The organism is Gimesia chilikensis (assembly GCF_008329715.1).
Lineage (GTDB): Bacteria > Planctomycetota > Planctomycetia > Planctomycetales > Planctomycetaceae > Gimesia > Gimesia chilikensis.
The window spans coordinates 148,853-168,463 of the sequence record NZ_VTSR01000020.1; the positions used below are offsets into that span (position 1 = coordinate 148,853).

Annotated in this window: 16 protein-coding genes; 7 read left to right on the forward strand and 9 right to left on the reverse strand. The window is 53.9% G+C overall.

Annotated elements, in window-relative coordinates:
- Nucleotides 1-150: 150 nt before the first annotated feature.
- From FYZ48_RS22730 to FYZ48_RS22740, 3 genes are all read right to left on the reverse strand, one after another.
- The gene (locus FYZ48_RS22730; protein ID WP_145188010.1) at nt 151-594 is read right to left on the reverse strand and encodes an Hsp20/alpha crystallin family protein; all 444 of its coding nucleotides are present in this window, start codon (nt 592-594) and stop codon (nt 151-153) included.
- Between the two features lie 357 nt (nt 595-951).
- Nucleotides 952-2,364: a type I glutamate--ammonia ligase gene (gene glnA, locus FYZ48_RS22735; RefSeq protein WP_145042129.1), complete on the reverse strand. Its 1,413-nt coding sequence runs from the start codon at nt 2,362-2,364 to the stop codon at nt 952-954.
- 631 nt (nt 2,365-2,995) lie between these two features.
- Nucleotides 2,996-3,712 (reverse strand): pyridoxine 5'-phosphate synthase, encoded by a 717-nt coding sequence (locus FYZ48_RS22740; RefSeq protein WP_149344640.1) that lies wholly within the window; start codon nt 3,710-3,712, stop codon nt 2,996-2,998.
- A gap of 310 nt (nt 3,713-4,022) precedes the next feature.
- Here FYZ48_RS22740 and FYZ48_RS22745 point away from each other — a divergent pair, with 310 nt between their 5' ends.
- Nucleotides 4,023-6,962: a putative Ig domain-containing protein gene (locus tag FYZ48_RS22745; RefSeq protein WP_149344642.1), complete on the forward strand. Its 2,940-nt coding sequence runs from the start codon at nt 4,023-4,025 to the stop codon at nt 6,960-6,962.
- On the opposite strand, the gene FYZ48_RS22750 is transcribed toward FYZ48_RS22745, so the two are convergent.
- The 6 genes from FYZ48_RS22750 to FYZ48_RS22775 form a co-directional block, all read right to left on the reverse strand.
- Nucleotides 6,922-7,731 carry a lysophospholipid acyltransferase family protein gene (locus FYZ48_RS22750; protein WP_149344644.1) on the reverse strand — a complete coding sequence of 270 codons (810 nt, stop codon included), beginning with the start codon at nt 7,729-7,731 and terminating at the stop codon, nt 6,922-6,924. The genes FYZ48_RS22745 and FYZ48_RS22750 overlap by 41 nt on opposite strands.
- A 194-nt stretch (nt 7,732-7,925) precedes the next feature.
- Nucleotides 7,926-9,041: a serine hydrolase domain-containing protein gene (locus FYZ48_RS22755; protein ID WP_149344646.1), complete on the reverse strand. Its 1,116-nt coding sequence runs from the start codon at nt 9,039-9,041 to the stop codon at nt 7,926-7,928.
- An 865-nt stretch (nt 9,042-9,906) separates the two neighbouring features.
- A complete protein-coding gene (locus FYZ48_RS22760) occupies nt 9,907-10,242 on the reverse strand; it encodes an STAS domain-containing protein (RefSeq protein WP_145042134.1) in 336 nt (111 codons plus the stop codon).
- Nucleotides 10,243-10,716: 474 nt separating this feature from the next.
- Nucleotides 10,717-11,973 (reverse strand): isopeptide-forming domain-containing fimbrial protein, encoded by a 1,257-nt coding sequence (locus FYZ48_RS22765; protein ID WP_149344648.1) that lies wholly within the window; start codon nt 11,971-11,973, stop codon nt 10,717-10,719.
- Between the two features lie 67 nt (nt 11,974-12,040).
- Nucleotides 12,041-12,784, reverse strand: a complete 744-nt coding sequence (locus FYZ48_RS22770) for a hypothetical protein (RefSeq protein WP_149344650.1) — start codon at nt 12,782-12,784, stop codon at nt 12,041-12,043.
- A gap of 162 nt (nt 12,785-12,946) precedes the next feature.
- Nucleotides 12,947-14,083, reverse strand: coding sequence for a hypothetical protein (locus FYZ48_RS22775; protein ID WP_145046372.1), 1,137 nt, complete (start codon nt 14,081-14,083; stop codon nt 12,947-12,949).
- Between the two features lie 325 nt (nt 14,084-14,408).
- On the opposite strand from FYZ48_RS22775, the gene FYZ48_RS22780 reads away from it, so the two are divergent.
- The 6 genes from FYZ48_RS22780 to FYZ48_RS22805 all read left to right on the forward strand — a co-directional run bounded on the left by FYZ48_RS22780 (nt 14,409) and on the right by FYZ48_RS22805 (nt 19,604).
- A complete protein-coding gene (locus FYZ48_RS22780; RefSeq protein WP_149344652.1) occupies nt 14,409-15,374 on the forward strand; it encodes a LolA family protein in 966 nt (321 codons plus the stop codon).
- Nucleotides 15,375-15,542: 168 nt separating this feature from the next.
- Nucleotides 15,543-16,571, forward strand: a complete 1,029-nt coding sequence (locus FYZ48_RS22785; protein ID WP_145441557.1) for a hypothetical protein — start codon at nt 15,543-15,545, stop codon at nt 16,569-16,571.
- Between the two features lie 68 nt (nt 16,572-16,639).
- Nucleotides 16,640-17,203: a signal peptidase II gene (gene lspA / locus FYZ48_RS22790; protein WP_149344654.1), complete on the forward strand. Its 564-nt coding sequence runs from the start codon at nt 16,640-16,642 to the stop codon at nt 17,201-17,203.
- Between the two features lie 30 nt (nt 17,204-17,233).
- The gene (locus tag FYZ48_RS22795) at nt 17,234-18,274 is read left to right on the forward strand and encodes a tetratricopeptide repeat protein (RefSeq protein WP_149344656.1); all 1,041 of its coding nucleotides are present in this window, start codon (nt 17,234-17,236) and stop codon (nt 18,272-18,274) included.
- Nucleotides 18,275-18,327: 53 nt separating this feature from the next.
- Nucleotides 18,328-19,191, forward strand: a complete 864-nt coding sequence (locus FYZ48_RS22800) for a MotA/TolQ/ExbB proton channel family protein (protein WP_149344658.1) — start codon at nt 18,328-18,330, stop codon at nt 19,189-19,191.
- The gene (locus FYZ48_RS22805) at nt 19,188-19,604 is read left to right on the forward strand and encodes an ExbD/TolR family protein (RefSeq protein WP_145188048.1); all 417 of its coding nucleotides are present in this window, start codon (nt 19,188-19,190) and stop codon (nt 19,602-19,604) included. The genes FYZ48_RS22800 and FYZ48_RS22805 overlap by 4 nt, the downstream gene beginning before the upstream one ends.
- Nucleotides 19,605-19,611: the final 7 nt, after the last annotated feature.

The window sequence follows — 19,611 nt, forward strand, 5'->3', positions numbered from 1 at the left end:
CACAGGAAATAGACAGTACGGGTGTGCTCCCAAAGTGGTGGCCGCTGGTGAAAAAGTGGCTGCTATCAACAAAAACCCCGATCGACTTCGCAAAGCCAATCGGGGTGTCGCAACGAATCAATTTCTCAGGGAGATCTCCACTCCAGCCGGTTATTCAGATTTGGAAATATCCTGAATCTCAATCCGGCGGGGCTGCATCTCGGCCTTCTTATCCATGACCACGGTCAGGACGCCTGCATCGAGAGTCGCGGAAACAGAGGCGGGATCGGCCCATTCCGGCAGGCGAACCAGTCGTTTGAATTTGCCGAAGCTCCGTTCGTTATGGAGATGCTCCCGGTTTTCGACCGACTTGCGTTCGCCGGTGAGGACCAGGTTTCCATCCTGAATATCCAGAGACAGGTCTTCCTTGGTCATGCCGGGAACATCCAGCGCCACATGGAATTTGCTGTCTTCTTCCCAGACTGAAAGCGGCGAATAAGCGCCTTCGAAGCCATTAAATGACTTGCCGAAGAACTGGGTGAAGGCATCATCCAGATCGGAACGCAGGTTAGCAGAAAAAGGAAATCCGAGTTTGTGATTGCGTGTGCTTAACATGGCATTGCTCCTTATGAAATAAGAAACGAAATTGTATCTACAGTAATCCCTGACAGGTGGGACTGACCAGCTTGATTGACAGTTTCCCTATAAGCATTCAGCATGCCAATTAGTCACTCAGCACAACCGATTTCACCACATTCCTTTTAATTACATATACTTACGACCTGAAAATTTTTCACATAAAACAGAATGCACAATCAGAAGCACATACAGAACACGCCATTATGGCACCTTTCACACCACCCCAAGAAGTGCCGTTATGGCAGCACTGTGTCTGAGTGCGAAAAAAACTCGCAGCAAACCCGGGGGCCTGCTGCGAGAATATTACCGATTTCGGTACTCTGAACTAAACGCTTACGCGTTGTAGTAGAGATCGAACTCATAAGGATGAGGGCGTAAACGAATCGGATCCAACTCTTCAGTCCGCTTGTAGTTGATGAAGGAGTTGATGAGATCTTCACTGAAGACGTCGCCGGCTGTCAGGAAGTCGTGATCTTCTTCGAGAGCGATCAGAGCTTCGTCCAGGTTCTTGGGGGCGACGTTGGTTTCAGCCAGCTCTTCCGGAGTCATGTCGTAGATGTCACGATCGAGAGGTTCACCCGGATCGATCTTGTTCTGCACACCGTCGATCATCGCCATCATCAGAGCGGTGAAGCTCAGGTAACCGTTGGCGGTCGGATCGGGGCAACGGAACTCAACACGCTTTGCCTTGGGGCTGCCGGAGTACATCGGGATACGGCAGGAAGCAGAACGGTTCCGCTGGCTCATGGCCAGTGTCACGGGCGCTTCGAAGCCAGGCACCAGACGGTGGAAGCTGTTGGCAGTCGGGTTGGAGAGAGCGATCAGAGCACGACCGTGCTTGATGATCCCGCCGATAGCGTGAATCGCGAATTCACTCAGTCCGGCATAGCCATCACCGTACATGAGGGTGTTGCCATCTTTCCAGAGAGAGATGTGAGTGTGCATCCCGGAACCGTTATCGTCGAAGACCGGCTTCGGCATAAAGGTCACGGTTTTGCCGTTCCGCTTGGCGACGTTCTTGATGATGTACTTGTACCACATGAACTGGTCAGCCATCTGCAGCAGTGGTGAGAATTCCATGTCGATTTCACACTGACCGGCGGTTGCCACTTCGTGGTGGTGAGCTTCGACAACGATGCCGACCTTCTGCAGTTCTTCAACCATTTCGGCACGCAGGTCGCCGTAGGTATCGCTGGGAGCTACGGGGAAGTAACCGCCCTTGTAACCCACTTTGTGACCCAGGTTGCCTTCTTCAGAACGACCTGTGTTCCAGGCAGCTTCAGAAGAGTCGATTTCGTACATGGCTCCCCGCTGATTGGAGAGGTAACGTACGTCGTCGAAGACGAAGAATTCGGGCTCGGGACCGATGAAGCAGGCATCGGCCAGGCCGGTCTGCTGCAGGTAAGCCAGACCTTTTTTGGCAACGCCACGCGGGTCTTTGTTGTAATCTTCTTTGGTAATCGGATCGACGATGTCAGCCAGAACGCTGACGGTCGGCTGCTTGAAGAAGGGATCCATTTTCACGGTAGCAGGATCAGGAACAGCCAGCATGTCTGAGCTGTCGATTGTCTGCCAGCCACGGATTGAAGAGCCGTCGAAGCCGACACCGTCTTCAAAAGTACCTTCGTCCCAGGTGCTGAGGGGGTACGAGCAATGCTGCCAGGTACCAAAGATGTCGGTAAACTTTAAGTCTACCATCTTGGCGCCATTTTTTTCTGCGAAGGCAAAAAAGTCCTTGGGAGTCATCGTTAATTTGCTCCTCTAAAATTCTGAGTGATGCTGCAGGTGACGAGGTCCGCCTTACCCTGTCCTGCGTAGAACCGATCATTTCCAAAAAATAGTTCAAGCAAAGACGACAGTTCACAGAAAACACTGCGGACTGCTCCAAAAGCTACTCAAGCAAAACCAGAACGATTCAGATCTTAGAACGCTTTTATCTTTACTCGTTTTCGCCGTGAGTCAGACGGGCTCCACTGCTTTTCAACGGAGTGTCTGGCGACTCACTTTTTCGGGCTACTTTTCATCTTCCTGACATCAAAGTAGATCGGCTGGACAGATAGCGATTGCAGGAGTTCGCAACCATACCGAAACCCTCAGGCACAACCTGCGACCGGGTCTGATGTTGACGGAAACTTCAGTGGGCGCAGGTTGCCAGTTTGAAATTCACCTTAACGAATCAGGACCGAGAAATCTACTGTGCGACAAGACTTCTCTCATGAAATCCGGCTTGCCTGCAAGAGAGCTTAAATCATGACAGTCAAATAAAATCAACAGCCTGTAACGATTAGCCAGACAGGCGAAAGACGGGCGCGCAGTGATCCCATGGAGCAGCGGCATTCTTAAGGATATTTAGATATTTGAGACGCCTGTATAACGACTAAACGGTCACCAGTGCTTTCATCTCGCGAACCGCCTGTTCCATGCCGACCAGTACCGCCCGCGAGACGATACTGTGACCGATATTCAACTCACAGACATCGGGAATGGCGGCGATCTTCGAAACATTACGATATGTCAATCCGTGCCCCATATGCAGCTTCAGTCCCTGTGCGACAGTAAACTCGGAGGCTTTCACGATGACGTCATATTCTTTCTGTTGTTCGTCAGCAGAGGTCGCATCGGCGTAGCGGCCGGTGTGCAATTCGACAGCGTGTACTCCCACCTGTTTTGCAGCCGCGATCTGTTCGACATCGGGATCGATAAACAGGCTGACTTCGATCCCTGCCTGTTGCAGCTGGTGTACGCATTGCTCAACCCGCTTCAGATTGGCAACGACATCCAGGCCCCCTTCGGTCGTCAGCTCTTCCCGCTTTTCGGGGACCAGGGAAACCTGATCGGGGCGGACTTCCAGGGCGATCGCCGTCATTTCTTCTTCCGCCGCCATTTCGAGGTTCAGTTTGACCTGAACCGTCTTTTTCATGGTGTAGAGATCGTGATCCTGAATGTGCCGCCGATCCTCACGCAGGTGCAGAGTAATGCCATCCGCGCCTCCCAGTTCCGCCAGCACGGCCGCCCAGACGGGATCCGGTTCAAAGGTTAAACGAGCCTGACGGACGGTGGCGACGTGGTCAATGTTTACACCTAAAGCGGGCATTACATGCTTTCTGTTCAAATAAAGTCAGATTGGCGAGGTCGGGAAGAAACTCTATCCCCGGGACGTTCCTTAAATCGACAATCGAAGCCGGAGAAAAGTTCTCGGCGTTCACTCAAGAATCTCCCTTATCTTATTGCTTTTTCCTCTCAGTTCCAGAATCGGCCCGGCAGAAACTTCGGCAATCAGGTCAATTTCAAAGAAAATCCTGATCTTTTGTCGCATTCCTGTTTTGTTGACGAATCTCTTCTGGAAGCAGGCACTGTTTCCCGCTGACGGCAGACTTTCGTCCCTTCACAACAGGCCAGAACATATGTGGTTTCAGGAATCCAAGCAGTTCTTTCCCCGCTGGCTCGTAGACATTACAGATCATGCTACCCGGCGGTCCGTTCGCGGATCTCGCCGACGGTGGAGAGCGAGGTCTGCTCCGAACCTGGCGCAGACGGAGCTTCTCGAAACCCGGCAAATGCTGGCCGCCGATGATCTGACGGCACTGAGTGATGATTTTGAGGACGCAGCCACTCAATCCAACTGGCAGCGTCTGTATCAGACGGAAGGCTGGGCTGGCGATCAACTGCAGACCTGGGATGTGAATGGAACACAGTCGGGCCGGATGGTGATGATCCCGCACACGACCGTCTGGTACCAGGATTATCGCGGCCCCATGGTTTACAAGGAAATCACCGGCGATTTTGTGATTACGACGGAGGTGCATATTACCGACCGCGACGATGTGGGGGACAGCGACCTGGATGATGTTCCCAACGGATCGCAGTACTCACTGGGCGGACTGATGATCCGCACGCCCCGCGACATTACCGATCCGGCAGTTGACTGGAGCCCGGGTTCGCATCAGAACGACGGAACCAACAACGGGGAAAACTATATCTTTCTTTCTCTCGGCTGGGGGAATGCCGGCAGTCAGTTCCAGATGGAGACCAAGACCACCCGTAACAGTAATTCGTCACTCGTGCTGCAGAGCATGGGCAACAACGCGGTGATCCAGTTGCAGATTGCCCGCATCGGCGACTCCGCTTATACGCTGTACCAGATTCCCGGCCAGGACTGGGTGTTGAACAGTCGCTATCATCGCCCCGATCTGCCTGAAACGCTGCAGGTGGGCATGGTGACTTACACTGACTGGACGAAGGCCAACGACTATGATCCGTTCTACCAGAATAACAACACTCTACAACCGGGCGGCTACGATCCGACGCCTGCCGAAGCGTTTCAGCCCGACCTGGTTGCCGGTTATGAATTCGTGCACTTCGATCGCCCTGAGATCCCCGTCGCCTTACAGGGACTCGACCTGCGAACGCAGGCCAGCGATCAGGAAATGCTGTCCTTCCTGGGAGAGAATGTCAATGGGCCGGATCTGCCGACCGTGACGCTGGAAACATCTGTGTTACCGGTTGAAGAACTCAGCAGCAGTCAGTTGGAATTCGTGTTCCAGCGGAGTGCAGCGCAGATCGATCAGCCTTTGACAGTGGCATATCAGATTTCAGGCAGCGCCACACCGGGACTGGACTTTCAAAGTCTGAGTGGGGAAATCACATTTGCTGCCGATGCAGCAACGGTCACACTGGTGGTTGACGTACTCGAAGATTTACTCGATGAACCGGATGAAACCCTGGCCATCCAGTTGCTGGCTGGGAATGATTATCTGTTGGGAGAGACGACGTTTGCCAGTGGTACGATTCTGGATAACGATTATACGAATGTCGCGCCCGTAGCCAGCCCGATTGCCGACCAGGGTCTGACGGAAGGAGACGGATTTAACCTGGATGTCAGTCCTTATTTTACGGATGCCAATGTGCCGGACGGCGATCAGCTCATGCTGACAGCGTCATTGTCAAACGGTGATCCGTTGCCGGGATGGCTGATTTTCAACGCGCTGACGGGTGTCTTTTCGGGCGTCCCCACGTTCGCTGATGTTGGCAGCATTGAAATCGAAATCACCGCTGCCGACATGGGAGGCTTGACCGACAGCGCGCTCTTCCAGTTGACGGTCGCGCCGCTGCCGCGGACTCAGTTGCAGTTGCGTGTGGTGAAGTCAGCGACATCGGTCGCCGCCAATGGTGAAAGTCTGGTTCTGCCTGCACACACGGAGGATCTGCATGAATGGGAATCGTTTCAGGTCGAAGTCTGGGGCCAGGTCAGTAATCGGACTGACATCGGCATCGTGTCATTCAGTTTTGATCTGAACTATGCGAGGGAGTACACAACTGCGTCATTCGTGGAATTCGGTCCCGCGTTTACGCAGAATCAGTCGGCGCTGATCGATGATACCAGCGGCCTGGTTCAAGGTATCAGTGCCAGTACGCTGGCGATCGATGTGGGCGATGATCAGAGTGTACTGCTCGCCCGGATTCATTTTGCCCCGACAGTCGCCGACCAGGTTGATCTGGATTTGGGGTCGCAGTTCATTGGCCCGTTTGACTCGGGTCTGACACTGGAAAATGTGTCTCTCGAACTGGTCGACCAGGCGCCGCATCAACTGGAGAACAGCGACATACCCACGACGCAGTTCTGGGCGGTGCCTTATGATGTTAACGATGACGGTGCGATCAATTTTCAGGATCTGGTGCTGTTCGCGACTGCCTACCAGCATGATGTCGCCGATTCGCCGCTGCCCTACACGTGGGCTGTGGACTTCAACCAGTCTGGCAGAGTCGATTTCCACGACCTGCTGCTGCTGGCGGCCAACTATGGTCGTACGAAGCTCGAAGATCCTGAGCTCTATTTCCCAGCCAGCTATCCCCACGCCTGGATCGCGGCTCCGCTGGTCAGTTCTTTCAGTGCAGCGGAAACGCAACCAGCGGCTCCACAGCTCTCCCATTCGACAGCAGTCATGCTGGATTCTGCCGGCCTGCAGGGAGAAGAACCATTCGACTTAAAAGTTGAAATCCAGGAACAGAACCCCCTTCCCATTCCGAAGGTTGAGGGACCAACGCAGCCTGCACTGCCGACCATGACTGCCCCGCAGCAGCGGGAGGCTGCTACGCCTCAGAGTCTTTCTCCGTTCGCTGCTGCAGACATTGATCCGTTATTCATGCATGACCGCGGACTCACTCCGATTCTGGACCAGCAATACAGGGTATTCGAACGGAGGGGAGCGGGTGTCTGGCAGTCTGTCCCTGGTCTGCCTGCGCCGCTGAGGGAAACCGAAGTGCGACAACGCGCGGGGGAACTGCAGGAACTCGACGGGTATTTCAGTTCGCCGTTCGACGATGATCTTCTGACATGGGGATGAGCCCTGCCTGCTCGTCGGGACGCGGGGCACCTAGATATTCGGTGTCTCCGAGTTCTGCCAGTTTCCACATCATGAGCGTGGTCACTTCTTCGAGGAGCTCCCTGGTATGCTTGCGATCATAGTACGCCGACAGGTCGATCGGTTCACCGTAAGTGATTGACGTCTCTGCGGGAGAGTAAAAGGGTTCCACCATGTTTTTACCGCCCGGCGAATTGTTGATAAACACCGGGTAGACGGGCGCCTGGGAACGGAGCGCCAGGAAAGCGATGCCGGAATTCGCATGTTTGATCGGCCGCCCTTCCTGAATCCCCCCTTCGGGGAAGACGCCAATCAGATCGCCCTGTTTGAGTTTGCGCAAGGCTTCCCGGACGGGAGCCACATCCTTCCCATTGCGTTCCACGGGAATCGAATGCATGGCACGCGAGATCCAGCCGACCAGGCCCGGTCGCTCGTAATACTCCCGCGCCATCAGGAAGCTGATGCAGCGCATTTTTTTCTGTGGATTCCCGAGGTGTGAATTGTACCAGAGAATGATCGGATCGGCGGGACTGCGATGATTGGCAATGATGATGCCTGCGGAATCGCCGGGAAAGGGGCAGCGCTGATTGCGTTTAATCTTCCAGAGCCCTGGTGCATACACGCGGGTAATCGCGAATAGAATCCAGGCACGCCAGCCGTCGGGTAGTTTTACTGCCTGGTAGACGATGACTGCCAGGAGAATCAACAGATATATGACCAGTGTCAGAACACCGGCTGTTTCTGGGCTCATTGCGAATCGTAAATTATAAAGGGTGCGGGAAGTTCAGATACGTTATCAGGTTTGAGGAGCCTGATTATACCGCGAATAAAATCGGCAAAGCAACAATAATGCTGATAGAGGCGCATCAGCGAAGCCGTGTTCATCAAAGATCAACCTATAACGGAGAATAATTTATTGACGTCAGAGCGGATCCAAAACTTCAACTACACTTCGATGGCGGCTACGATGGCGTTGCTCAAGCGGGCCAGGTACCGGCCGTGTGGTTCCTGGGGTTCGGTCGTCAGGATGATGGCGGCGGCATCGAGTTGAGGATCGATCCAGAGAACTGTTCCCGTTGCGCCGCCGTGTCCATATGCCTGGTCAGAGAGGAGATCGCCATAGTAATCGCTTTTGGCCCGGGTCACGATCTGCCAACCCAGTCCCCAGCCTTTTCCCTGACGGGCGGTTTCCGAGAGGCCGGGAATTTCAGGCAACTGGTCACGGGTTGCCTGGTGGATCGTTTGCCCGGAGAAGAGACGCTGATCCAGAGCCAGTCCCTGCTGCTGCAGCATGTCGACCAGCTTTCCCAGGTCCGCGGGGGTTGTGAAGAGTCCGCCCCAGGGAGCACCAAAGCCGCGCCAGTAGGAACTGTTCCAGTCCCAATGGGGCTCCACATTCAATTCCGGGGGCACATGGATTTCGACGATGCGCTCCAGGCGGGCCGCATCTCCTTCTGACCATGCGGGGGGAACGCCCAGGGAGGTGTCGTGCATCTCCAGCGGCTGGAAGAGTTCGTCCTGCAGATACTGGGGAGCCGACTTGCCTGTGAGGCGCTGGATCAGTTCGCCGAGAATCGCGATGCCGGTACTTTGATACTGCACGATCCGACCGGGTGGTTCGTCGGGCGTCAGTTCACAGATCTGACTGACGAATTCGGAGAGCGGTGCCTGCGCTGATCTCAGTTCCCGGTTATTGGGCAACATGTCGGGCAGGCCTGAAGTGTGTGTCATCAGATGGCGGATCGTTATTCCGTGTTTGCCGGCACAACCGAATTCAGGGATGTATTGTTTCACGCGGTCGTTGAGCAGCAGTTCCCCCTGTTCGAGCAGTTTGAGCACGCCGAGCACGACGATGGGTTTGGTGATGGAGGCCACCAGGAAGATCGCATCGTCACGCAGGGTGCCGTAGACATCTTTGACAGACTGCCGCCCCTGGCGATAGTGGCATGTGGTTTCACCGGTGATGACCTGCAAGGCGATCGCGGGAACCTGACCGGATTCACAATACTGATCGACGAGTTGTTCGACGGTCTGCCAACGTGCGGGATGAATGCGGGACATCGGGATTTTATTTCCTGCTGTATGGGTTGTCGCGGGAGTGTGCCCGGAACGGAGTTCGGGAGACACACTACGCCTACTATACCCGGTCGGTTGCGAATTGTCCCTGATAAAAGGAGTTCGTGTGGTTGTGCACCATGTGTTCGGTTTTCAGGTCGCGTGGTGGGTGGCGATTCGTAAGATTGTTGGGGCAACTGCTCCGGGTACCCCGATCAGATGGTGGCCTTCAGATTCGGAACTGGATTCATTGTCGCCAGGCGGGAGGACACATGGGTCCTCCCCTACTTTTTGTGAGTGGATAGATGATGTTACTTGATTCTTGTAGTCGGCAAGACTGATTACCGGCGGTAAGCGCCTTGCCGCTCAGTTTTTTGGGGGGACCGTTATGTTTGGATTGTATTTTGAGAAAGGGCGTCGCTGGGTCAAGCGGAGATTGTGCTATGGGAGGACGGTGAAATCGTGTGAGTTGCTGGAGAATCTGCTGCGAAATGCTCTGAGGTTGCTCCGAAATGATTTGAAATCTTACGAGACATGGGGAACCGCTGATTTTTATTCCAGTGCAGATGTAGTGAAAATCGACGGCGATTCAGGTGCTGTTGTGTTATTAGTGCGTTGTGTTCCAGTGCACGCATCGTCCGCCTCGCGCGCGAAGCACAATTGCACAAGAATACGATTCGGAAAGCGTCGATCAAGTCCAGTCTGTTCAGTTGCGTGCCGGTGATTTTCAGGGAAGCAGATCGACAGGCGGGTATGAATGTGTCGTCTGTGTCTTGGGAGGGACGTTTCGCGTCAGCGGTGATGGGGACAATAAAAAAGCGAAGGCCAACCGGAGTTGACCTTCGCTAATGACTTCGAATGGTAGAAAAAATCAGTAAGGGATTTCGACATCATGCAGATGCATGAACTGGTTCAGCTTTGTGATTTCCAGGACCTCGCGGATATCTTCCGAGGGGTTGTACAAATGGATGTCGATGTTGAGATCACGCATGGAAGCCAGCAGTCCGAGCATGCCGCTCGGAATCAATTTGACGCCGGTGAGGTCGAGAGCCAGTGTTTCACACTGATTTTCTTTGACCAGTTCCAGCAATTCGTCTCGAATATCTTTTACGCTGAACGTATCAAGGATATCCTTCCCGCCAAACCCTGCCACACAGAGTGGACCGGCATGGTAAACCTGGAGTATGCCTCCCTGTTGAACCGTCATCTTGTACTCATCCTTATGAAAGGGACAGGAAACGCAGCAGCAGAAGAAAAAAATAAGTAAGAGAACAACAAAGTCCCGAGTGCTGTATTACGTTTCAGATGCTTGACGCAAACATATTCTGGCAATTCATGTGCCAATCAGCGGGCTCCGAAATGCCAGCGAAGTGATCGGATCGCCACATAAAGAACATTAACCATAAGCTATTGATATCATGACACTTATTAAATTGAGAATCATATAATTAAAGAGACTGTTAAATTCAGGAGTCGCAAAAAGGTGCAGTAAAACACCTCACCCTGTAGTAAATTGAAACACACGCTCGTTAGCACTCTGCCCGTGGTGGGCGCACGCTCTGCCCTGATAAGCGGCAGCAGAGGGTTGGCGCTGAAACCAAAGAAAAAGCCCGCTCGGCAAGTTGCCTAGCGGGCTTTGGATTCGCGGGAATCCACTAAGGGTATTGTTACCGGTTCCGGTTTAGCGAACCCGAGCCTTGAAGGTGACGACACCTCCGGTATGTCCTTTGACGGTTTCATCGACTTCGAAGGTCAGGATGAGGCTGCCTTCCTGATTGTCTTCGACGATGAGCCGGCCTGCTCTGTCTGAGGTGGCACTGTCTTCGATATATTCCAGACGCGGTGTCAGGTTGTCGACGATCTTGATGCCTTCGACATCGAAGTCACCCACGTTTTCATATTTGATGGTAAACAGGATCTCGTCACCCGGCTTGGCATTTTTCTTGTCAGCCATTTTGATGAGTTGCAGATTACCTTCGGTTTTACGTTTGTCTTCGATGCCAACGTATTCTTCCGGCTTGACGGCACTCTTCGAAGAGTGAGCCGACTGGGAGCGAATCGCGATGACAGGGAATTGAGCTCGAGACCAGATAGCTGCGGCCTGAACCTGGTAAGCGATGCGTGCTTCGTCCGACTGTTCGAACTGTCCGGTGGTTTCGGTGCCTGTATCCTGGTAGAGGTTGGTCAGCTTAGTATGACCGCCCAGTAAGGCCGTCTGTCCCACAGCGCCCTGCTGTTGTTCGGTCTCGACGCCACTGGCGCGGGAACGCATGCGGATGCCTTCGAGCTGCTCACGCTGTTTGTGCTGAGAGATTACAGTTCGAGCATCGATGCCGACGCCTTTAACGGTATCTTCCGTGGTGGCCAGAGCATCGATTGATGTTCCGGACAGAGGAGTGCTGGCTGTGCGGATCGCAGCGAAACGAGGTGCGTAGACTGCGACCCGGTTTGATTTCTTGACTTCGTGATTGCCTTTGTGGGTCTGGTATTCCACGATGGTATCTTCGGTATCCAGTCCCAGGCGGCTGTAGTCATCATAATGGACGGGGTTTTCGCGATCACCGCCGTCGAACAGATATTCGTCGGGGTACATTCTGACCATTTCCGGATCGCTGCCCGCGGGCAATGTGTAATCTCTCTGAACCGCAGGTGAAAACTCGCAGTATGCAGGACGCGGAGGACAGGCAGCAGGCATCGGTTGCTGATAAGCGACCTGTTGAATCGGTGAGGCAGCTGCAGGCTGTTTCGCAGGCGCGGAAAGACGAGCCGCTCCGACACTGGCATCAAAGTCGGCATGCTCGATGGCAGGAGGCTGTTGTTCGATGGGTGAAGCGGTCTGTTTGCCCCAGGGGAGAGATCCCGTGACAGGCGACAGACTGGAACACCCGCTACTGACACTCAGCAGTATCATCGCAGCCGCAGAGCAGACACGCTGCACTCGCGATGCTCCTCTCAATTTTCGGTACGACAGATTCAACACGGGATTTCCTTCACTTACACCATTCTCAGTTCTGGTCAGCCGGAGCCTGTAATTCGACTACAGGAGCTCCACCATAAAACGCGGGATCTTCACCACGCGTTGAAGGCAGTCGGCCGCCAATTCGTAAGATCAACATCGGACGCCCTAACAGATCGGCCTCGGCGATCAGATTCTTCTGCGCTGAGATCGATTGTGTCGGCTGTTTCTGATAAGTCGCTGGAACCGCAGTCTGGGGACGTTCCAGGTACACAACCTTGGAAACCATTCTACCAGACATGACCAGTTCGATATCTTCTTCGGTAATGCTCACCGGCACGGGATACTGTTCTGCCAGTCCCGCAGGTGGATGCAGGCGATCGATGAGTTCAATCGTCGGATACAGCTCGACACCCGGAAATTCAGGCATGTCGCTGATTTTAACGCGATAGACATAACCGACGGCAAAGCCAATCGGAGCAGGTGATGCTTTCCGAATCGTCTGCTCGGGACCATTCACATAGAAAGTGACAGTTCCTTTGGAGGGCAGCGAAACCCGCATCGGCTGAACATAGCCTTCCTGAACCTGACCCGAGAGAGCGGCCCACTGGCCGGCAACTCCCGGAGGCGTGCGCTGATTGAGGGGATGGTAGAACCGGTTCCCCACATTGTATTGCCGTCCGCCAACCATCTGCTGCGACCAGGCGGTCTGCAGATCCATGACAAAAACGATCATGGTCATTAACAGCATGGCTAATAAGCGTGATCGGTTTTGTCGAATGAAACTTGTCATAACAGAAATTTTCTACAATCAGTTGTCCGAAAGGATGACAGGAGAAAAATCAAGACGGTTGCGAAGCAGGAGAGGAAACAGGTAGAGCAGAAGTGCAATCGAAAAGACAAGGGGCAGCACTCCCTGCAGGCGACAGGGAGTGCTGCGTGGGTCCTGAGTCTTTTAATATCCCGGGCCGGGAGCCATCGTACGAGGATACGATACCTGGCCTGGAGAGTGTACCGGATGACTTTCTGAGTACTGGATGTACTTGACAGGTTTCGGCAGGCTTGGAGCCGGATCCTGTTTGACATCGATCAGGAAGTGATCAACCGGTTTCGGAAGATTGGTCTTGGAGACGTTCCGAATGGTGTGTGATTTCAGACTGGCAGGTCCCCCCAGCGGAATGTGAGGAGGTCCGGGCAATCCGATCGGTGTACCGGTCATCGGCATACCCCAGGCGGGAGTTGGTCCCATGCCTGCAATCGGGTTGTAAGCCGGCTGACCAGGTGCTCCCATTCCTCCGACCATGGTCGGAACCGGGACACCGGAAGTCACACCAATGGTATCTCCGGGGATCGGCATGGGAGCCATGTGAGCTCCTGCGTCACCATCGTAAGAGACCTGTGATACTGTTTCGTTTCCACCGTCACCGGAGGGCATCTCCAGATCCATGTTACCCATCCGCAGGACAGCCATGATCGTACCGCGACGATCTGCTTCTGCGACAGGGTCTACACCGGGATCAAGACGGGTAGAAACCAGAGTTTCGACACCGGCGATTGCCAGTTCCTGGAATTTTTCATCCGGCAGGTAGATGACCTTGGTAACAAAGTTGTTACTTTCAACCTGATCCAGGTCTTCCGGAGTGATTTCCAGAGGAATACTGTTGTGTGACAGGTAAGCATCGGTCGTCGGATGCGACGGATAAACCTGCAGTGAAGGATACAGTGCCGGAATTGAGCGGCCTGGGATGTGAGACAGCTTTAACCGGTAGGTTGCCCCCTGGTTAAAGTTGTAACGTCCAGGAGCGGTGATCTGGTTTTCGGCATAACCTTCCGCAACCTGCCAGCCCACTTTCATGCCAGCGGGACCCACAAACCGAATCTGTGATGTCCGTGCAGCGAATGCACTGGCTGGTGGTGGTGCCAGCATCGGCAATACGCCGGGACCTGGTCCATCCACCATTGGCCCCGGCCGCTGCATCATGGCAGCGGGTGGAGCAACATACTCACCCTTTTTAATAACCTGCTGTCCGTCGGCTGCACAGCCAACACAGACAACAACCAATGTACCTAAAGCCAGGAAGTAGTACTTCATCATGACCCCTTGTTCGAATACCCCACGACGAATAATGCGACTAGTTAAGTGAAGAACCGCCCATCACAAACACAGACGTCGATTCCTGGGAATTGGGAACGGTCGACGTACGGTTCAAAAAAGACTCAGTTTTCAGGTCGACCCCAAACCCGAATATCCGTTAAAATGCAAAGACCCTGAATTTCAACGCAACACTCTGAGCTGTACGGCCTGCTGACTGCATACTCCAGCCAGCTAGAGGTACATGGATGACCTCATACATCTGTTTTCGGACCGAAGCGGTCTGATTCTTTGATAAATTCGTTTTTTTCCGAACAATTAGAACATGTTACGCAATTTAACTTTTATGGTCGGCATCCTGTTACTGGCAGGACTCTACAACTATTTCCCCTGGGAACAGTTATCACAAGCTGCTGCTGCTAATAAGGATACAGCGACAGCCCCCCAGGCGAGTCTGGCCCTGGCAGATCCCGAAAGCAGTCCCGCAGAGGTCCCGGAAGGTGATTCTTCAGGCGAAAAGAATCTGAAAAAAAATCCGGGTTATGCAGAGGCACTCCTCAAAAAATCGAGGGAGAAACTGCTGGCTTACAGCTCGATCCAGGCAGAAATCACGGAAACGGTGCAGATCGGTCCCAAACCGTTTCATATAAAAGGGAAGTATCTGCAGGGAAAGGATCTGAAACTCAGACTGGAATTCGAGGTTCAAAGTCGTAAAGAGGACGGAAAACCGGTTGGAACCCTGCTCGAAATCTGTGATGGACAGGTTCTCTGGACCGAACACAATATAAAAGGGAATTCACGAGTCACCCGCCGTGATGTACAGGCGATCCTGAAACAGGCCCAGATGAACCCCAATTCCCAACCAAATCTGCTGGTGGCAGAACTCGGTCTGGGGGGGCTCCCCGGGCTGTTAGCTGCGATTCAGAAGAACATGGAGTTTGAAAGCGTCGCGGAACGAACCATCAGCGGCAAAACCCTGACCGTTCTGAATGGAAGCTGGAAAGAAGGCTTTCTCGCGCAGTTTAAAGGGGGAGATCCCAATGCCCCGGCTCAGTTACCCGCTTATGTGCCGGATGGAGTCAGAATTTATCTCGATCCGGACACCCTGTTTCCACGCCGGATTGTCTATCTGAAAAAGAACCAGGAAACCATGGAGAGTATGGTGACCCTGAATTTCAGCAAGGTGACCCTGAATGCACCTATTGCTGCGACTCAATTCGCGTATGAACCACCCGATGGTGTGTTTCCGGTGGATATCACTCATCAATACCTTAAACAGTTAAGCCAATAAACACGTATGAAACGTAGCCGGGCTCCCGTTCTATCACGCTTTCGGGTGGAATCGAGGGAGTCCTGGCAATCTGGTCTCACATTAAACTCTGAAATATCATACACTTAATGAACTTAGACCTGCGTTTGATCCTTTCCGGAAGCCAGTTAGACCTGCGGACCACTCCTCATGCCGGCAGCATTAACAGAACTTGAACAGCGAACCTCCCGCTGGCAGAAAAACTCGCCTCTGCTGGTGGTTCCGAGCTGGGCTGCCTCACTGGCCATTCATTCGCTGATTCTGCTGATTCTGATCTCCAGCCTCAACCGCTGTGATAGTGGCCAGACCGGCGGCGATGAAGGTGAACTCCGTAGTGTAGGTATCTACGTCAAACAATCCCCCGATGCTGATCAGCCGGAAGACGCGGATCAGGAACCACAGGAAACGCTTGAAAACCAGCCGACTCCGCTGGCGCAACCACAGGTGACGGAGGTCATGGACCAGAAACCGCCCGTGGATCCACAATTACCTGAACTCAACACCAAGCTGCTGGGAGCAGGTCCGGTGCAGTCTCCGAATCTCCCGAACTCCCCCAATTCAGATCCCACCAGCGATCTGGTAATGTCACCTGCAGCAGCCCTGGCTCCACCTGTGATGGGTTCTGGAAAAGTGAACTTTTTTGACGCCGTCGATTCCGGCAAGCGGTTCGTGTTCGTCATGGACTGCTCAGGCAGTATGGCTGCCCCCCAGGGCGCCCCGATCCGCAAGGCCCGTTCTGAGCTCATTGCCAGTCTGTCCGGGCTCAATCATCATCAGCAGTTCCAGATCATCTTCTACAATACAACCACCCGGGCGATGAAACACCGCGGAAACGACTCCGAAATGCCTTATGCTTCGGACATCAACCGCACGCTCGCACGTCAGTTTATCCAGAGTGTCGAGCCCGATGGGGGCACTGATCACCTGCCTGCCTTAAAGAGAGCTTTAAGTTTTCACCCAGATGTCATATTCTTTCTCACGGACGCGAAACATCCCCAGCTCTCCAGTGCAGATCTGAATGAAATTCGCCGTCTGAATGCTGGTAAAGCGAAGATTCACTGCATCGAATTCGGCGAGGGCTTTCCGGTGAAAGAGGGGAATTCCCTCGATAAGCTCGCGCGACAGAATCGAGGCAGTTACCGCTATTACAATGTCCGTAAATTTATTATCAAACGCTAGAAGGTCAGCACTTTTGACTCTGCTGATCTTCTCTGGATTCATCTAACCTCTGAGAAAGTTGCTGCTGCATGTCCGCCACGGTTTCTAAAGCGACCCGCTATACCCTGCTGCTGATCTGCCTGATCTTCTGCGTAGGCTGTGATCAGTACACGAAGAAGATTGCGGTCGAGAATCTGCAGAACAAACGCCCCCTTACCTATTTCAATAATACACTCCGCATGGAATATGCCGAGAACACCGGGGCCTTCCTGAGTGTCGGCAGTGGTCTCTCTAAACCGGTCCGCTTCTTCCTGCTGGTCGTGGCCAACGCCGCCTTTCTATTGATTGTCGCCGGTATGCTGATCTTCCGCTGGCAGATGCCTCTGGTTCAGTTTATTGCACTCTCCCTGTTGCTGGCAGGAGGGATCGGCAACCTGATTGACCGTGTGTTTCTCAACGGTATCGTCATTGACTTCCTGAATATTGGTCTCGGTCCATTGCGGACTGGTATATTTAACGTAGCCGACATGGCAATTACCGGCGGTGCGATTCTGATGCTGATCTCCTGGCTCTTTACCAGGGAACCTAAGCAGCAGAATTCCGATCCACAACCGACTCCCCCGGATCAGGCGGCCCCCACGGCTGCGGAGTAACCTGTCCCGAGTATTGGAAAGCCGGAATTGATGAAGTGTACTTTTTTGATCATGATCCTGACTGTGGCAGCCCTGACCGGGTTCACCAGTTCAGCCGCTGCGCAGGATAAGATCGAAGTCCGCCCCGATCATCATGTGGGTCAGGCAACTCTACCCTGCACGATTCTCGATTTCACCCAGTCAGAAATCAAAGTCAAGCTGCTGCCCAGCGGTACGGTCCGCACCTATCCCGGCTCGGAAATCGTCAAGGTGCATACGCCCCAGACAGAATCTCACCAGCGCGGTCTGGAACAGATGCACCAGGGCAAATACGACAAAGCCACTCAGTCCTTCAGTGAAGCGTTGAATATCGAAAACCGCACCTGGGTCCGACGCGAGATTCTGGCCCAGCTGATTAAAGCGGCCCTGTTTCAGGGGGACATCCTGAAAGCGGCACTTCGCTTCCAGACCATGGTCGAACATGAGCCGGACGCCCGCTACTTCGAGCTGATTCCCCTCGACTGGTCGATCAGTGAAAGCCTCTCTCCAGCTCGCAGTGCAGCGCGAAGCTGGTTGACGGATCCCAACGAAGTCAGACAACTGCTCGGAGCCAGCATTCTGCTGACAGCCCCGGATTTTGCGGCCCAGTCGGAAGCAACTCTGCGTTCCCTGGCCACCAGTACCAATCGGAATATCCAGCAACTGGCACGCGCCCAACTCTGGCGACTCCGACTGCGGGCAGGTGACATCAGTCTGCTGGAACTGCAGCGCTGGGAACGGAATCTGAAACTGATCCCGGAACACCTGCGGGGCGGTCCCTGTTATCTGCTCGGTGCGGGCTACGCTCAACTCGACCGCCACGGCCAGGCCGCAGCCTGGTATCTCTGGGTCCCCCTGGGTTATCCTGCGAATCCGCAGCTGTCCGCAGACGCCAGCCTCAAGGCCGCCGATTCTCTCAAGGCCATGGGACAGTCAGCCAATGCCCTGCGGCTCTACCAGGAAACCGTCGCCCGTTATCCAACAACGACAGCACGACAGATGGCCGAGCAGATGATCAATCAACTGATGCAGGAAGCGGGTCAGAAAAACTGATCTCGGGAAAACAACCCTTTGAATTCACGAACACACTGGAAAAGAATATTTTGATGGATCGCAGTAAATCACCACTGAAGAGATTCGCACTCTGTTGCCTGCTCTGCTGCCTGAGCCTGTTGACGCCCGCTCCCTGCCTGGCAGCTGATGATCCGGGGGACGCTGGTGCTTCCGAAGTATCAAAAGTCGATCTGCGTCAACTGGTCGATGATGCGGGAACCATCGGTATCATTATCGCCGTGCTCAGCATCGCGATGGTCGCACTGATTGTCGAGCATCTCATCAGTATTCGCAGCAACGCGCTGATGCCCCCCGGACTCGCAGAGGAAGTCCACTCCCTGATCGCGCAGCAGCAGTATCGCAGTGCCGACTCGGTCTGCAAATCGAATCCCAGCTTCCTGTCCTATATCCTTTCCGCCGGTCTGTCTGAAGTTCAAATGGGATATGGGGCGGTCGAGAAAGCGATGGAAGACGCCGCCATGCAGCAGTCTGCCCGCCTGAATCGTAAAATTGAATACCTGTCCGTGATTGGTACCCTCTCCCCCATGTTGGGGCTGCTGGGTACCGTCTGGGGGATGATCCTCGCGTTCTCGGAATTCACAGCGAAAGCGAATCCTGATGTCGCCGAACTCGCCCCCGGGATCTCCAAGGCGCTGATCACAACCCTGTTCGGTCTGAGTGTCACGGTTCCCGCACTGGCCAGTTTCGCGTTCTTCCGAAACCGGATCGACGAACTGGTCGCCCAGTCCTCACTGCTGGCCGAACATGTTTTTGCAGACTTCAAACACGCTACGGTTCTCGGCAGCAAGCCGCTTCCCAAGCAACCTCGTAAACGTGCAGAAGAAGAACTGGCACAACGGATGGCCAATCAACAGACGGCCCGTCCGGCTCCCCCGCCCGGAGGCCAGGAAACGTGAGAATTCCCACGCGTCCCCGTCAGGCCGGCATTCGGTTCAATATCACTCCGCTGATTGACATCGTCTTTCTGCTGATTGTCTTCTTTCTGGCTGCGACGCACTTAACTCAAAATGAAAAGCTGGAAGCGGTTGAACTCCCGGAAGCGTCTCAGAACGAAACCGAACCGGAAGAAGCCCCTCGACGTATCATCATCACCATCACCCCGGATGAAAAACTACATCTGAGGGGGAATGATATTTCACCGGAAGAACTGGACGCGCAGTTAATTTCACTCGATGAAGATAAACGGAAAGAGACAGAAATCCGAATTCGCGGCGATCGACATATTCCTTATCGCATTGTCGAACGGGTCTTAATCAGTTGTGCCCGCGCCGGGATTTCCAATGTGCAGTTTGCCGTACTGAATGACTGAATTACAG

Excerpts from the sequence above, each read along its gene's own strand:
- FYZ48_RS22730 (WP_145188010.1), bottom strand. The coding sequence starts at position 594 with ATGTTAAGCACACGCAATCACAAACTCGGATTTCCTTTTTCTGCTAAC.
- glnA (WP_145042129.1), bottom strand. The coding sequence starts at position 2,364 with ATGACTCCCAAGGACTTTTTTGCCTTCGCAGAAAAAAATGGCGCCAAG.
- FYZ48_RS22740 (WP_149344640.1), bottom strand. The coding sequence starts at position 3,712 with ATGCCCGCTTTAGGTGTAAACATTGACCACGTCGCCACCGTCCGTCAG.
- FYZ48_RS22745 (WP_149344642.1), top strand. The coding sequence starts at position 4,023 with ATGTGGTTTCAGGAATCCAAGCAGTTCTTTCCCCGCTGGCTCGTAGAC.
- FYZ48_RS22750 (WP_149344644.1), bottom strand. The coding sequence starts at position 7,731 with ATGAGCCCAGAAACAGCCGGTGTTCTGACACTGGTCATATATCTGTTG.
- FYZ48_RS22755 (WP_149344646.1), bottom strand. The coding sequence starts at position 9,041 with ATGTCCCGCATTCATCCCGCACGTTGGCAGACCGTCGAACAACTCGTC.
- FYZ48_RS22760 (WP_145042134.1), bottom strand. The coding sequence starts at position 10,242 with ATGACGGTTCAACAGGGAGGCATACTCCAGGTTTACCATGCCGGTCCA.
- FYZ48_RS22770 (WP_149344650.1), bottom strand. The coding sequence starts at position 12,784 with ATGACAAGTTTCATTCGACAAAACCGATCACGCTTATTAGCCATGCTG.
- FYZ48_RS22775 (WP_145046372.1), bottom strand. The coding sequence starts at position 14,083 with ATGAAGTACTACTTCCTGGCTTTAGGTACATTGGTTGTTGTCTGTGTT.
- FYZ48_RS22780 (WP_149344652.1), top strand. The coding sequence starts at position 14,409 with ATGTTACGCAATTTAACTTTTATGGTCGGCATCCTGTTACTGGCAGGA.
- FYZ48_RS22785 (WP_145441557.1), top strand. The coding sequence starts at position 15,543 with ATGCCGGCAGCATTAACAGAACTTGAACAGCGAACCTCCCGCTGGCAG.
- lspA (WP_149344654.1), top strand. The coding sequence starts at position 16,640 with ATGTCCGCCACGGTTTCTAAAGCGACCCGCTATACCCTGCTGCTGATC.
- FYZ48_RS22795 (WP_149344656.1), top strand. The coding sequence starts at position 17,234 with ATGAAGTGTACTTTTTTGATCATGATCCTGACTGTGGCAGCCCTGACC.
- FYZ48_RS22800 (WP_149344658.1), top strand. The coding sequence starts at position 18,328 with ATGGATCGCAGTAAATCACCACTGAAGAGATTCGCACTCTGTTGCCTG.